Raw genomic sequence first — 14,529 nt, forward strand, 5'->3', positions numbered from 1 at the left:
CCGGAGGCGGGCCCGGAGTCATGGACTCCGGGCCCGCCTCCCGCACGGTCCGGCCTGGGCCGGCCGGCCCAGGCCGGACCAGTCGACCGGCGGCCTCAGCCGAACGGGATCCGCAGCACCGACGCGCTCCCCTGGGCCTGGCTCGCGCCGACCCTCAGCTGGGCGGTGGCGTTGCCCAGGGCGGGCCAGACCTCGACCCGGACGGTGCCCTTGGCGAGGTTGCCCAGGGTGCCGGTGGCGGACTGGAGTCCGGCGGTGGCGCCGGAGTAGCGCTCCCAGCCGGTCACCGGGTCGGTGGCGAAGTAGCGGAAGGTCTCGACCCGGTCGAAGCTGCCGTCGCCGGTCAGGTCGTAGGAGACCCGGACCTGCTGGGCCAGGCCGACGCTGCCGGCCGCGTCGACGAAGAGGTCGAAGTCGGTCGCGGCGCCGGGCTTCAGGGTGCCGGTGACGTTGGCGACCTGGTACACCAGCGGCTGGTACGGCGTGCCGTCGTGGTTGGCGCCGCCCCCGGCGGCGATGGTCGCGGTGGTCGCGGCCGTACCGGTGGAGGTGGTCAGCGCCCCGGCCGGCTGCAGGTAGAACGTGCTGCCGGTGGTGGCCGGCACCGTGGCCGTGGGGCTGGCGGTCGGGCTGGCGGTGGCCGTCGGCGAGGCCGTCGCGGTCGGCGAGGCCGTGGCCGTCGGGGAGGCGGACGGGCTCGGGGTGACCCCGCCGGTGCCGCCGTCGGTGAAGGAGCCGCGCTCGCTGGCGGTGGACCTGGCCGGGACGGTCAGGGTGTAGCCGTCCGAGAAGCGGACGGTGCGGGCCGCGGTGGTGTAGTTGTGCGCCACGTGGGTGCGGGTGGAGCCGTTGACGAAGACGGCGGCCGTCGGGCTGTCGGCGGTGGTGGCCGGGTCGAGGGTGCCGAGCGTGGCCAGGTTGTAGATCCAGTGGTAGGTGTGGGCCCTGGACTCGCCCTCCTCCGGGGTGTAGCCGGCGTTGCCCGCGTCCCAGTCGGCCTTGGCGGCGGCCGGGTCGGCGAGGGCCTCGAACTCCCAGAGCAGGTCGCGCCAGTCGGTGAACCGGCCGCCGTTGTTGGCCTTGAGCTCGGCCAGGTTGGCCTTGACGGCGTCCTGGCGGCGGCCGAGGTAGAGCGAACCGCCCGTGACCGGGAGGACGTTGATGCCGTGGATCATGCCGGGCGCGGCGGTCCACCAGGTGGAGTAGGCGGCGCCGCTGCCCCAGACCATGCCGGCCGTGCCGTGCTGGAAGGCGGCCGGGAAGACCTGCTTGTCGGCGTTGAACCAGTACTGCTCGATGGTCTTGGCCTCGGTGGTGTAGAGGTAGACGCCGAGGTCGCGCATCGCGGTGTCCCCCGTCGCCGAGCCGTAGAGCACCAGCGCGGAGGAGAAGTTCATCGACTCCGAGGAGGACTCCTCGTTGTTGCCGGCCGCGAATCCGGCGTGGCCGGAGGCCCAGCCGTGGCCCGCGTACGGGTCGAAGTTGCGCAGCAGCGGGAAGCGCGCGTCGGCCCGGTCGGCGTTGGCGGCGTCCTTGGCGAGCACCTTCACCATGCCGCCCCAGGCCGAGTCGGCGGCCCAGGCGGCGTCGTAGCGGGCGACGGTGGCGGCGGCCTGGATGAAGTACGCGTAGTGGAAGTGGTGGTCGTTGAGCTCGGCGTCGGTGCCGTAGGAGGCCGGGTAGCCGATCAGGGTCTTCCACACGTCGTCGTACGCGAAGGAGGAGGCGTTGGTGCCGGTGAACCAGGTCTGCAGCTTGCCCTTGACCAGGCCGATCAGCTTGTCCCGGGTGGTGGTGTCACCGAGCTGGTCGGCGATCGGGATGAGCTGGGAGAGCTGCCCGAGGGCCTTGCCGACCCAGTAGGTGTCGCTGTAGCCCATGAACGGGTCGGGCAGGTTCGCCACGTCGCGCAGGTAGCCGGCCAGCTTGGCGCGGTCGTAGGAGCCGGCGTCCGGCAGCGAGGGGAGGATGCCGTTGACCGTCTGCGTGGTGCTGAAGGAGGCGCCCTCGCGGACCTTCATCTGGCCTTCGGGCGAGGTGTAGGTGAGCGCGGTCAGCGGGTCGGTGGTGGTCAGCCACTGGTGCCGGTAGAGGGCCAGCAGGGTGCCGGTCCGGGTGCCCTCCTGCGGGGTGGTGGTGGCGGTGTAGGTGGTGCGCAGGGTCCCGGCGGCGGGCTGGTAGTCCCAGCCGACCTTGGTGTCGGTGACGAAGCTGTAGGCGTAGGTGCGGTAGGTGGCGAGGTCGGCCTGGCTGGGCAGGACGGCGACCGAGTAGTAGTCCTTGGCCCCCAGGTCGGCGCTGATGGTGCTGCCGTTGACGCTCCAGTTCACCCCGGTGGGGGCGAACAGCGCGTAGGTGTGGCCGGCCACCGTGATGCCGAGCACGTTGCCCTGGTTCGACCAGACGGCGGGGGCGGAGGCCGCGGTGATCTGGGCGGCGCCACCGGTGGCGTGGGCGTAGACGTACGGCAGGCCGTGGCCGATGGTGGCGCTGAAGGTGTGCGCGCCGTCCGCCCAGTAGGGGGTGACGGTCCAGTCGCTCCACCCGTCGACCTTGGTGTCGGGCGAGTTGAGGCCGGCGACGCCGAGGGTGAGGTCCTTGGTGTGGGTGAAGTCGTACTGCCGGCCGTCGGAGGTGACCGTCGGGTTGGTCGGGTAGCCGACCTCCAGACCGGAGGCGGCCGCCTTGAAGGTGTACGGGTTGGCGTAGAGGTTCTCGCTGTACGGGTTGCCGGCGTAGCGCTGGTAGATCAGCGAAGACCACCAGTCGTTGGTGGGGGCGGCCTTTCCGGCCATTCTCGCGGTGACCTTGGGGGTCACGGGGGCGCCGTCGGAGTTGCTCGGGCCGACGGTGCCGGCCGGGCGGGCGTCGCGGTATCCGCCGAGGCCGACCGGGACGGTCGCGGCGGAGGCGCTGCCGGTGGCGACGGTGGCGGTCAGCGCGGCGGCGGCGGCCAGGGTCAGCGCGGCCACCGCGGCGGTGGGCCGGCGGAGCTGGCGTAGCGGCTTCATTCGGAGGCACCTCATGGGGTGGGGGTGAGGCCGGGACGGTGGGGTGATGGAGCGTCAAGCGTGAGAGCGCTCTCAAAAACCGGAAGGTAGCGGGCGACCGCAGCACCGTCAATGAGCTGGACGAGACCGACCCGAAACCCGCAGGAAATCCGGTGCCGGCTCCCCGATTCCGTCACAGGCCCAAGGTCACGGTCGGATTTCGAGCCCTTGACGGCGGGCGGCACGGCCCGGCAGTCTCCTGGAGCAGCGCGTGAGAGCGCTCTCAAACGAGAGCGCTCTCACGATGCCCCACCCAGCGCCGATGAATCCGGACGAAGCCAGGAGGCTTCCATGCCCACCTTCAGAGCCCGCCGCACCGCCACCTCCCTCGGCACCGCAGCCCTCGCCGCCATGCTTCTCCTCACCGCCTGCAGCTCGGGCTCCTCGGGCGGCTCCGCCGACGCCGCCGACGGCAAGGTCACGCTCACCGTGGACCTCTTCGGCACCTTCGGGTTCAAGGAGACCGGCCTCTACGACGAGTACACCAAGACCCACCCCAACGTCACCGTCAAGCAGAGCGACACCCAGGACGAGGGCCAGTACTGGCAGGCCCTGCAGACCAAGCTGGCCGGCGGCGGCGGCCTCGCCGACGTCCAGGGCCTGGAGGTCGGGCGGATCGCCAGCGTGATGCAGAAGCAGGCCGACAAGTTCGTCGACCTGAAGACCGTCGGCGCCGGCGCCGTCAACGACGGCCTGGTGCCGTGGAAGGCCGCCGCCGTCAAGAGCGCCGACGGCAAGGTGCTGGCCGCCGGCACCGACATCGGCCCCGAGGCGATCTGCTACCGGACCGACCTCTTCAAGGCCGCCGGCCTGCCCACCGACCGCACCGAGCTGGCCGCCAAGTGGTCCAGCTGGGAGGGGTACCTCGCGCTGGGCAAGGAGTACGTCGCCAAGGCGCAGCCCGGCAACGCCTGGACGGACAGCGCGGCCGGCATGTTCACCGCCGAGGTCGGCCAGCAGAAGGTGCGCTACGCGGACGAGTCCGGCAAGCCGGTGTACGACAACAACCCGGCCGTGAAGACCGCCTGGTCCGACTCAGCCAAGCTGGTCGCCGACGGCCTGTCCGCCAAGCTGCCGCAGTGGACCCCGGAGTGGAACAAGGCCTTCTCCACCGGCAAGTTCGCCACCCTGAGCTGCCCTGCCTGGATGATCGGCTACATCAAGGGCCAGGCCGGCGACGCCTTCGCCGGCAAGTGGGACATCGCGGCCGGCCCCGGCAAGACCGGCAACTGGGGCGGCTCCTACCTGGCGATCCCGAAGACCTCCAAGCACCAGAAGGAGGCCGCGGAGCTGATCAGCTGGCTGACCGCGAAGGAGCAGCAGGTCAAGCTCTTCACCAAGCAGGGCTCGTTCCCCTCCAGCACCGCCGCGCAGGGCGAGATCAAGACCCTGCAGGACCCGTACTTCAACAACGCCCCGATCGGCCAGATCTTCAGCGAGTCGGCCGGCGCGATGCCCGCGCAGGTGCTCGGCACCGAGGACGGCGTGATCGGCAAGGCGTTCACCGACGCCCTCGGCGAGGTGGAGCGCACCGGCACCGCGCCGGACGCCGCCTGGCAGCACGCCATGGACAACATCAAGAAGGCCAGCGGGAACTGACGCCGGATCACCGGACGGCCCGGCCCCAGCGGCCGGGCCGCCCGGCTCACCGAAGGACCATCATGGCCATCACCACCACCACCCGAAGCCCCCGCCCGGCCGCCCCCGTGGCCGAGCGCCGGCCCCGCGCCCGCTGGGGCGCCCGCGCCGCGCCCTACGGCTACCTGGCGCCGTTCTTCGTCCTGTTCGCGGCCTTCGGCCTCTTCCCGCTGGTGTACACGGCCTACGTGTCGCTGCACCGGGTGGAGCTGCAGACCTCCCAGCAGATGGACTGGGTGGGTTTCCAGAACTACACCCGCCTGCTGGAGGACCCGTTCTTCTGGAACGCGCTGCGCAACACCTTCACCATCGGGGTGCTCTCCACCGTCCCGCAGCTCGTGATGGCGCTCGGCCTGGCCCACCTGCTGAACTACAAGCTGCGCGGGCGCACGTTCTTCCGGGTCGCGATGCTGATGCCGTACGCGACCTCGGTGGCCGCCGCCACCCTGGTCTTCGCGCAGCTCTTCGGCCGCGACTACGGGCTGCTGAACTGGGCGCTGAGCAGCGTCGGGCTGAACCCGGTGGACTGGCAGGCGGACACCTGGGCCTCGCAGATCGGCGTCTCGGCCGTCGTCACCTGGCGGTGGACGGGCTACAACGCGCTGATCTACCTGGCCGGCATGCAGGCGATCGGGCACGAGCTGTACGAGTCCGCGGCGATGGACGGCGCCTCGCGCTGGAAGCAGTTCCTGCACGTGACCGTCCCCGGCCTGCGGCCCACCATCATCTTCACGGTGGTGGTCTCCACCATCGGCGCGACCCAGCTGTTCGGCGAGCCGCTGCTCTACGAGGGCAACGCCGGCGGCGGGATCTCGCACCAGTACCAGACCCTCGGCCTCTACATGTACGAGCAGGGCTGGAGCTTCTTCCACCTCGGCCGGGCGGCCGCGGTCGCCTGGGTGATGTTCCTGCTGATCGTGCTGCTGGCCCTGGCCAACGCGGCGATCGCCGCCCGGCGCAACCGTACGGACCGGTGACCGACATGACGACCATTCAGCTGCAGAAGCCGGTGCGACGCCGCCCGGGGACGGGACGGCGCTCGCCGCTGCAGGGCGGCCCGCTCGCGTACGCCGTCCTGATCGGCGCCACCGCGCTGTTCGTCTTCCCCTTCTACTGGACCCTGGTCGGGGCCAGCCGCACCAACGCGGAGATGAGCTCGGCCTCTCCGGCGCTCACCCCCGGCTCGAACCTCTTCCACAACATCGGCGAGGCGCTCCAGCAGGCCGCCATCGGCACCGCGCTGGTGAACTCGCTGATCGTCGCCTGCACCGTGACGCTGGGCGTGGTGCTCTCCTCCACGCTGGCCGGCTTCGCCTTCGCGAAGTTGCGCTTCCGGGGCCGGAGCCTGCTGCTGGCCGTGACGGTCGGCACCATGATGATCCCGCCGCAGCTGGGGGTCATCCCGCTGTTCATGGTGATCGTGAAGATGGACCTGCAGAACAAGCTCCCCTCGGTGATCCTGCCCTCGCTGGTGTCCGCCTTCGGGGTGTTCTTCATGCGGCAGTTCCTGATCCAGGCGCTGCCGGACGAGCTCATCGAGGCCGCCCGGGTGGACGGCGCCTCGTCCCTGCGGATCTTCTGGTCGATCGTGCTGCCGGTGGCCCGTCCGGGCATGGCGGTGCTCGGCATGCTGACCTTCATGGCCACCTGGAACGACTTCTTCTGGCCGATCGTGGCGCTGAGTTCGCAGAACCCGACGGTGCAGGTCGCGCTGCGGTCGCTGGGCCAGGGCTACGTCCAGGACCAGTCGATCGTGATGGCCGGCACCCTGATCGGCACCCTCCCGGTGCTGGTGGTCTTCGCCCTGCTCGGCCGCCAGATCGTCGGCGGCATCATGCAGGGCGCCGTCAAGGGCTGAGCGTCCCCGGCCGGGCGCTCCGGCTCCGGCCTCCGCGTCCGGGGCCGCCCGGCCCCGGACGGCCACCCCCCGGCGGTACACCCCCGGCGGTCCACGCCCCGGCGGCCGGTGTCCCCGGTGCTCCCGGCGGTCCGGGCCGCGGCGGCCGGTGCCCCGCGGCCGAGCGGCCCTGCGCCGATCCCCGTCCCAACTCTCATCTCTGGAAGGCGACATGTCCGTCGAAGCCCTGCCCACACCCGCCCAGGCCCGGCCCGCGACCGGCGCAGCGCAACCGGCCGGCCCGGCCTTCCCGCCCGGCTTCCTCTGGGGCGCGGCCACCGCGGCGTACCAGATCGAGGGCGCCGCGAGCGAGGGCGGCCGCAGCCCGTCGATCTGGGACACCTTCAGCCGTACGCCCGGCAAGGTCCGCAACGGGGACACCGGGGACATCGCGGCGGACCACTACCACCGGTACCGCGACGACGTCGCGTTGATGTCCGAACTCGGCCTGGGGGCCTACCGGTTCTCGCTCGCCTGGCCTCGGATCCAGCCGGCCGGCGAGGGCCCGGCGAACGAGCAGGGCCTGGACTTCTACGACCGGCTGGTGGACGAGCTGCTCGCCCGCGGGATCACCCCGGTCGCCACCCTCTACCACTGGGACCTCCCGCAGGCCCTGGAGGACCGGGGCGGCTGGACCGAGCGCGACACCGCGTACCGCTTCGCCGAGTACGCCGCGCTGGCCGCCCGCCGGCTGGGCGACCGGATCCCCGCCTGGACCACCCTCAACGAGCCCTGGTGCAGCGCCTTCCTCGGCTACGGCGCGGGCATCCACGCCCCCGGCCGGACCGACCCCGCGGCCGCCCTCACCGCGCACCACCACCTGCTGCTGGCCCACGGTCTGGGCACCGGAGCGCTGCGCGCCGAACTGCCCGCCACCGCGCAGGTCTCGCTGACCCTCAACCTGGCGGCCGTGCGCCCGCTGTCGGACGCGCCCGGCGACCTGGACGCGGCCCGCCGGATCGACGGCCTGGCCAACCGGATCTTCCTCGACCCGGTGTTCCACGGCAGCTACCCGGCGGACGTGCTGGCCGACACCGCGGAGGTCACCGACTGGTCCTTCGTCCGGGACGGCGACCTGGCCGAGATCTCCCGCCCGATCGACTCGCTGGGCATCAACTACTACACGCCGACGGTGGTCGCCGCCGACGACCCGGCCGCGCCCGCCCCGCGCCTGGACGGCCACGCCAGCGCGCTCTCACCGTGGCCTGCCGACCGGGGCGTCCGGTTCCTGCCCGCCGAGGGCAGCCGCACCGCGATGGACTGGCCGGTGGACGCGGACGGCCTGTACGAGCTGCTGACCCGGCTGCGCGACGACCTGCCGGGGGTGCCGCTGCTGGTCACCGAGAACGGCGCGGCGTACGAGGACTACAGCGACCCGTCCGGGGCGGTGCACGACCCCGAGCGGGTCGCCTACCTGCACGGCCACCTCGACGCGGTGCGGCGGGCGGTGGCCGACGGCGCCGAGGTGCGCGGCTACTTCCTCTGGTCGCTGCTGGACAACTTCGAGTGGGCCTACGGCTACAGCAAGCGGTTCGGCATCGTGCACGTCGACTTCGCCAGCCAGCGCCGGACCCCGAAGGACAGCGCCCGCTGGTACGCCGAGGTGATCCGCACCGGGCAGCTGCCCGCCCGCTGAGCGCCGGCACGCCGCCACCGGCCCTCAAGGCGCGCCGGCCGCAGCGGCCCGCGAGGAACCTGCGGCCGCCCCGGGGATCCGACACCCCGGGGCGGCCGTACGGTGCACCGGCGCGCCGGCCGGAGCCGGTCAGCGCTTGATCGGCAGGCCCGAGTTCCGGTACGACATGGTGATCGACTTCCACTTCTTCAGGCGTTCGGCGGCGAGCCGGGCGTCCGTGCGGGAGGCGATCCAGGCGTTCTCGCGCTGCAGCTTGAGGTAGCTCTCCCAGCGGCGCTGCGAGAGGGTGCCGTCCTCCAGCGCGGCCTGCACCGCGCAGCCGGGCTCGGTGTGGTGGCCGCAGTCGTGGAAGCGGCACTCCTCGGCCAGCTCCCCGACCTCGGAGAAGGCCTGGGCCAGGCCTTCTCCGCCGAAGAGGCCGACCTCGCGCAGGCCGGGCGTGTCGATCAGGACGCCGCCGTGCGCCATCGGCACCATCTCGCGCGCGGTGGTGGTGTGCCGGCCCTTCTCGTCGACCGAGCGGGTCTGCTGGACCGTCATCACCTCGGCCTCGGCCAGCATGTTGGTGAGGGTGGACTTGCCGGCGCCGGACTGCCCGATCAGCGCGGTGCTGCCGGGGGTGCAGGCGCGCAGCACGTCCATCCCCTCGCCGGTCTCGGCGCTGACCACCAGCACCGTGACACCGGGGGCGATGCCCTCGACGTCCGCGCGGATGTGCTCGGCGTCGGAGACCAGGTCGGCCTTGGTGAGGACGACCAGCGGCTCGGCGGCGGCCCGCGCGGTGCCGCCCAGCAGGGCCTCGCCCTCGCCGCTGGAGGCGACCAGGGCGAGGAAGCGCTCGATCCGGCCGAGGTCGACCTCGGAGGCGAGCGAGACGCAGATCGCGATCTGGTCGACGTTGGTCGCCAGCACCTGCGCCTCGGACCGCTTGGAGTTGGTCGAGCGCACCAGCGCGGTGCGCCGGGGCATCAGTGCCCGTACCGCGGGGCGTCCGCCGGGGATCTCGTCGACAGCGACCCAGTCGCCCGTGCAGACGTAGCGCATCGGGTCCGGTGTGGACACGTCGGCCATGTCGGCCCGCAGGACCCGGACCGCGTCACCGTCGGCGACGACGACGCTGCACAGGCCCCGGTCGACCCGCACGACCCGGCCCGGGAGCAGGCCGACGGCGGTGTGGAGGGAGAAGGACTCGGCCCATTCCTCGTCCCAGCCGTAGCCGGAGAGCGGGTGGGCGGCCGAGGTGGAGAAGGTGGGAAAGGTGGAGAAGGACAAGACGGGGTGACCCTTCAAGGGGTGGCCCCGGCTGCGCGCGAGCGGCGCGACAGTAAGGTACGGACGTCCCGCAGGGGTGACGTCGGGTCAGCCGGAGACCAGGGGGGTGTGAGTGATGACCTTCTGGACGCGGACGGCGCCCACAGCGGCGGCAGTCGTCACGATCCTCACCTCCCGGTAAAAACACGGCTTCCACGGCTACGGCCCACGACGGGCCGTTCCGGACGACCCCAACGGTAGCCAAGGGTGTCGGTCCGGGCCAGTCATTTTTCGCGGACCGTCGGAACACCCGGCCCGGTCGGCCGCAGCTCCCCGGGGCCGACCCCCGCGGGTGCCGGGCGCGGGTGGCCCGCCCCCGGCCCCTCCCGGCCCGGGCGGGCCACCCCGCCCGGGCCGGCGGTCAGACCTGCGCCGCCTGCTCCGGCAGGGCGGGCTTCCCGGAGCCGGGCCCGTACCAGAACAGCACGGCCGCCAGGATCGCCAGGACGGTGGCTCCGGCGGCCCAGACGAACACCGTCGAGATGGTGTCGGCGATCTCGCCGTTCCCGCCCGTGAACGGGATCAGCAGGACGGCCAGGCCGAGCGAGCCGCCGACGGTCAGCGCGGTCTGCAGCACCCCGGCGGTCACGCCGGCGTACTCGGGCGGGGCCGTGCTGAGGATGATCATGTTGAACGGGATGATCGCCACCCCGACGCCGAGGCCGATGAGCACGATCTGCGGGAGCACACCGGTGGCGTACGAGCTGTGCGCGTCGAGCAGGGTCAGCCAGGCCACCCCGATCAGGACCACGCCCAGGCCGAGGAGGGCGCGGGTCTTCAGGCCGATGCCGGAGACGTACTTGGTGAGCACCTGGGTGGAGACCAGCAGGGCCAGGCCGAACGGCAGGACGGCCAGGCCGCTCTGCAGGGCGTTGAAGTGCAGGACGCCCTGCAGGTACTGGACCAGGTAGATCAGGAAGCTGGTGAGCACGGCCGCCAGCAGGAGCAGGTTCACGAAGGCGCCGGCGCGCTCGCGGCTGGCGAAGATGGCGGCCGGCAGCAGGGGCTCCGAGGTGCGCGGGTCGACGACCGCGAGCAGCACCCAGAGCACCACCGAGGCGGCCAGCGGGACCAGCGTGCCGGCGTCCCCCCAGCCCTTCTCGGCGGCGTGCACGAGCCCGTACACGGCGGTGGTGACGGCCGCGGTGACCAGGGCCGCGCTGGGCAGGCCGAGCGGGCGCGAGCGGGCGCCGGTGCCGGCGAGGCCGAGCGTCTTCAGGGACACGACGATGATCAGCAGGCCCACCGGGACGTTCACCAGCAGGCTCCAGCGCCAGTCCCCGGCCCAGGTGAGCACGCCGCCCAGCACCATGCCGGCCGAGGCGCCGAGGCCGGTCACCGTCGAGTAGAGGCCGAAGGCGCGCTGCCTGCGCTCACCCTCGAAGACCACCGCGAGCAGGGCCAGGCCGTTGGGTCCGGCGAGGGCGGCGCCGGCGCCCTGGAGCAGCCGGCCGACCAGCAGCACCTCGATGTTCGGGGCCAGGCCGGCCACCAGGGAGGCCAGCACGACCAGGCCGAGGCCGCCGACGAAGACCCGGCGGTGACCGAGGACGTCGCCGAGCCGGCCGGCGAGCAGGAGCAGTCCGCCGAAGGCCAGCAGGAAGGCGTTCGGGACCCACGAACCGGAGGCCACCGAGAGGCCCAGGTCCGACTGCAGGGTGGGCAGGGCGACGTTCACGACGGTGCCGTCCAGCTGGAGCATGAACTCCGCGCCGACGATCGCCACGAGCAACAGGCCCCAGGCTTGTGACCGGGTGTCCCGGGTCGGGACTTCGCCGGCAACAGCGTCAACGCTCATGAATCCTCCACGACAGCAGCCCGAGTATTATGGTGAGACAGCCTCAGGTTAGGTACGGGAGAGTTAACCTGAGGGCGCCTCAGGTAGTCAAGCAGGAGGATCAGTGTCGGAGACCAGGCCCTACATCGCGCAGCGCCCCAAGCGGGCCGACGGGCAGCGCAACTACGACGCGATACTGGCCGCCGCCCGCCGGGCCTTCGAGGCCGACGGCTCCGACGCCTCCCTGGAGGACATCGCCGGCCAGGCCGGCGTCGCCATCGGGACCCTCTACCGCCACTTCCCCACCCGGGCCGCCCTCGTCGAGGCCGCCACCAGGGACGGGCTGGCCGAACTGGTCGCCCGGGCCGAGCGGCCGGCCGCCGCCGAGGACGCCCTGGAGGCACTGACCGACTGGATGGGGCAGGCCGTCCGGCACTTCAGCACCTTCCGCGGCCTGGTCGGCATCCTGACCAGGAGCATGTACGACGAGGGGACGCCCTCGCACGCCATGTGCACCGCCATGCACCGCAGCGGCGCAGCCCTGCTCGACGCGGCCCAGCGCGCCGGGCGGGTCCGCGCCGACCTCACCCCGGACGAGTTGTTCGACCTGCTCAGCGGCGCCGCCTGGGTGCGCGAGAACGCCGTGCCCGGCCACGACGGCAGCCCGCGGTTCCTCTCGCTGGTGCTGGAGGGCCTGGTGCTGCCCGACGGGGCGCGCTGACCGGCGGGCGCGTCACCGGCGCTCCCCGGCGGCCGGGCCGGGGCCGAAGAGCAGCACGGCACCCCGGGCACCCCCGGCGGCCGGGCCGGGGCCGGAGGACAGCACGGCACCCCGGGCACCCCCGGCGCCCGACCGGAACGGGCACCCGACCGGAACGGGCACAGGATGTCGGGTGCGGCAGGGTGACCCTTTCCTACGGTGAAGGCAGGGAAAGGAAGGACACCGGGTGCTGGAACGACTGAATCAGGCCATGGAGCACATCGAGTCCCGGCTGGACGGGCAGATCGACGCGGCCGAGCTGGCCCGGATCGCGATGACCTCGGAGTACCACCTCCGGCGGATGTTCTCGGCACTGGCGGGGATGCCGCTCTCGGAGTACGTCCGGCGCCGGCGGCTGACCGTCGCGGGCGCCGAGGTGCTGGCCGGGCCGGGGACGCTGCTGGAGATCGCGGTGCGGTACGGCTACGCCTCGGGCGAGGCGTTCGCCCGCGCGTTCCGCGCGATGCACGGCGTCGGGCCCGGCGAGGCCAGGCGCACCGGCGCGGCCCTGCGCTCCCAGCCCCGGATGTCCTTCCGGCTCGTCGTCGAAGGGAGCAGCAGCATGAGGTACCGGATCGTGGATCGGGCGGAGTTCCGGGTGGTGGGGCGCAGGGCCCGGGTCCCGCTCGTGCACGAGGGGGTCAATCCGGCCATCGCGGAGTTCATCAGGTCCGTCGGGCCGGAGACGGCCCGGCGGATCGCGCAACTGTCGGACCAGGAGCCGGCCGGCATCGTCTCGGTGACCGACAACATCGACGAGAGCCTGGCCGAGGGCACCGAGCTCGACTACTACCACGCCGCGCTGACCCGGGCGGAGCCGCCGGAGGACCTCGACGCCCTGCTCGTCCCGGCCGGGACGTGGGCGGTCTTCGAGAACACCGGCCCGTTCCCGCAGGCCCTGCAGTACCTGTGGCGGGACGTCTACACCCAGTGGTTCCCGTCCAACCCGTACCGCAGCCGCCCGGGGCCGGAGATCCTCGGCGTCCGGCCGTCGCCGGACGGTGCGCAGGCCGACGCCCAGCTGTGGATCCCGGTGGAGCGCGGCGCGGCCTGAGCCGGGCCGCGCCCGGGCGCCCGTCCGGTCAGCCCTGCTCCCAGGGCGGGCGGGGCGGGTGCCCGGGGAGCTGCGCCCCGGGGAAGCGGTGGTCGCCGAACTCGGGCCCGAAGTCGGGGCCGCTCTCCTGGCCCGGCCCGGAGCCGGGCGGCGGGCCGGCCGGCCGGTCGCTGTCCGGCGGGGGCGGCACGGGGCGGTGGTGCGGGCCGCGGGCGGCCAGCCGGCCCTTGACGTTCTCGGGGGGCAGGAAGTCCGCCCAGCGCTCGGGGTACTCGGACGGCACGTCGCCGTCGTCGCCCTCCTCACCCTCGTACTCGTCCTCGACGCCCTCCGCCAGGCCCAGCTCGCGGGCCCGCCTGGCGCGCTCCACGGCCCGCCGGGCGGCGACCTCGCGGACGACGGCGGCGGCCGCCTCCTCGCTGGCGCGCTCGTTCTCGGCGCGGGCGTCGGCGGTCTCCAGGGTGGGCCAGCGCCGGTCTATGGCGGCGTTCATCGCGGCGCCGATCAGCACCGCGAGCGCGACCACGCCGATCCAGAGCAGGACGGCCACCGGCGCCGCCAGCGACCCGTACACCGAGGGGCCCTCCACGGAGCTGACCAGGTAGACCCGGAGCAGCACGCTGCAGACCACCAGGACGACCAGCGCGACCAGCGCGCCGGGGATGTCCTCGCGCCATGGCGTGGAGACGGGAACGGCCAGGTGGTAGAGCGTGGTGAGGAAGACCACCAGCAGCAGGATGGCCACCGGCCAGTAGAGCGCGCTGACCAGTCCGGCGGCGTTCGGCAGCGCGGCCACCACCAGCCCGGGGCCGGCCACCAGCAGCGGCAGCACCAGGGAGCCGATCACCAGGGCGCCGAGATAGAGGCCGAGCGACATCAGGCGGGTCTTGACGATGCCGCGCTTGCCGTCGAGGCCGTACATCACGGTGATGGTGTCGATGAAGATGTAGAGGGCCCGGGAGCCGGACCACAGGGACAGCAGGAAGCCGATTGAGATCAGGTCGGGCCGTTTGTCGTCGAAGACCCCGTGCAGCAGGGGTTCGACGATCTGGTGGACGGACGACTGCGAGAGCACCGTCCCAGCGGCTGAGACGATGTCCTGCTTCAGCTTGTCGATGGTGCCGGCGCCGAGGAACTCGTCGAGGTAGCCGAGCGTGCCGGCCAGGCAGAGCAGCAGCGGCGGGATCGAGAGCAGGGTGAAGAAGGCCGCCTCGGCGGCGAGGCCGGTGACCCGGTACTCCACGCAGGTGTTGGTGGTGTCCTTGATCAGCGCCCAGGCCGTACTGCGCCAGGTGGCCCGCTTGACCGCGCGTCGGGAGCCCTTGCCCCGCCGCCGCGAGGGGCGCTCGGGGTTCGGTCTCGTCATCTCGCCTGCTGGTTGCACAGCTCTACGGTATCGGGCCGGG

At 72.8% G+C, this 14,529-nt stretch carries 10 protein-coding genes; 6 read left to right on the forward strand and 4 right to left on the reverse strand.

Annotation, left to right across the window (positions count from 1 at the left end; translation table 11 throughout):
- Positions 1–95: 95 nt before the first annotated feature.
- Positions 96–3,011: a glycosyl hydrolase gene (locus J2S46_RS10770; protein ID WP_191290420.1), complete on the reverse strand. Its 2,916-nt coding sequence runs from the start codon at positions 3,009–3,011 to the stop codon at positions 96–98.
- A gap of 330 nt (positions 3,012–3,341) precedes the next feature.
- Between J2S46_RS10770 and J2S46_RS10775 the strand changes: the two genes are divergently transcribed.
- The 4 genes from J2S46_RS10775 to J2S46_RS10790 all read left to right on the forward strand — a co-directional run bounded on the left by J2S46_RS10775 (position 3,342) and on the right by J2S46_RS10790 (position 8,221).
- On the forward strand, positions 3,342–4,649 hold the full coding sequence (locus J2S46_RS10775) for an ABC transporter substrate-binding protein (protein ID WP_191290419.1): 1,308 nt from the start codon (positions 3,342–3,344) through the stop codon (positions 4,647–4,649).
- A 62-nt stretch (positions 4,650–4,711) separates the two neighbouring features.
- Positions 4,712–5,665 carry a carbohydrate ABC transporter permease gene (locus tag J2S46_RS10780; RefSeq protein WP_191290418.1) on the forward strand — a complete coding sequence of 318 codons (954 nt, stop codon included), beginning with the start codon at positions 4,712–4,714 and terminating at the stop codon, positions 5,663–5,665.
- Between the two features lie 5 nt (positions 5,666–5,670).
- Positions 5,671–6,546: a carbohydrate ABC transporter permease gene (locus tag J2S46_RS10785; protein WP_191290417.1), complete on the forward strand. Its 876-nt coding sequence runs from the start codon at positions 5,671–5,673 to the stop codon at positions 6,544–6,546.
- 211 nt (positions 6,547–6,757) lie between these two features.
- Positions 6,758–8,221, forward strand: coding sequence for a GH1 family beta-glucosidase (locus tag J2S46_RS10790; RefSeq protein WP_191290416.1), 1,464 nt, complete (start codon positions 6,758–6,760; stop codon positions 8,219–8,221).
- A gap of 129 nt (positions 8,222–8,350) precedes the next feature.
- Here the strand turns inward: J2S46_RS10790 and rsgA are convergent, their stop codons facing one another.
- Positions 8,351–9,493, reverse strand: a complete 1,143-nt coding sequence (gene rsgA / locus J2S46_RS10795) for a ribosome small subunit-dependent GTPase A (protein WP_191290415.1) — start codon at positions 9,491–9,493, stop codon at positions 8,351–8,353.
- 400 nt (positions 9,494–9,893) lie between these two features.
- Positions 9,894–11,330: an MFS transporter gene (locus J2S46_RS10800; RefSeq protein ID WP_191290414.1), complete on the reverse strand. Its 1,437-nt coding sequence runs from the start codon at positions 11,328–11,330 to the stop codon at positions 9,894–9,896.
- A gap of 103 nt (positions 11,331–11,433) precedes the next feature.
- On the opposite strand from J2S46_RS10800, the gene J2S46_RS10805 reads away from it, so the two are divergent.
- Both J2S46_RS10805 and J2S46_RS10810 read left to right on the forward strand, forming a co-directional pair.
- The gene (locus tag J2S46_RS10805) at positions 11,434–12,030 is read left to right on the forward strand and encodes a TetR/AcrR family transcriptional regulator (RefSeq protein ID WP_073922056.1); all 597 of its coding nucleotides are present in this window, start codon (positions 11,434–11,436) and stop codon (positions 12,028–12,030) included.
- 226 nt (positions 12,031–12,256) lie between these two features.
- Positions 12,257–13,123 carry an AraC family transcriptional regulator gene (locus J2S46_RS10810; RefSeq protein ID WP_191290413.1) on the forward strand — a complete coding sequence of 289 codons (867 nt, stop codon included), beginning with the start codon at positions 12,257–12,259 and terminating at the stop codon, positions 13,121–13,123.
- Positions 13,124–13,151: 28 nt separating this feature from the next.
- On the opposite strand, the gene J2S46_RS10815 is transcribed toward J2S46_RS10810, so the two are convergent.
- Entirely contained in the window at positions 13,152–14,489 is a 1,338-nt protein-coding gene (locus tag J2S46_RS10815) for a YihY/virulence factor BrkB family protein (RefSeq protein ID WP_229912782.1), read from the reverse strand.
- Positions 14,490–14,529: the final 40 nt, after the last annotated feature.

Source organism: Kitasatospora herbaricolor, from assembly GCF_030813695.1.
GTDB classification, from domain to species: Bacteria; Actinomycetota; Actinomycetes; order Streptomycetales; family Streptomycetaceae; genus Kitasatospora; species Kitasatospora herbaricolor.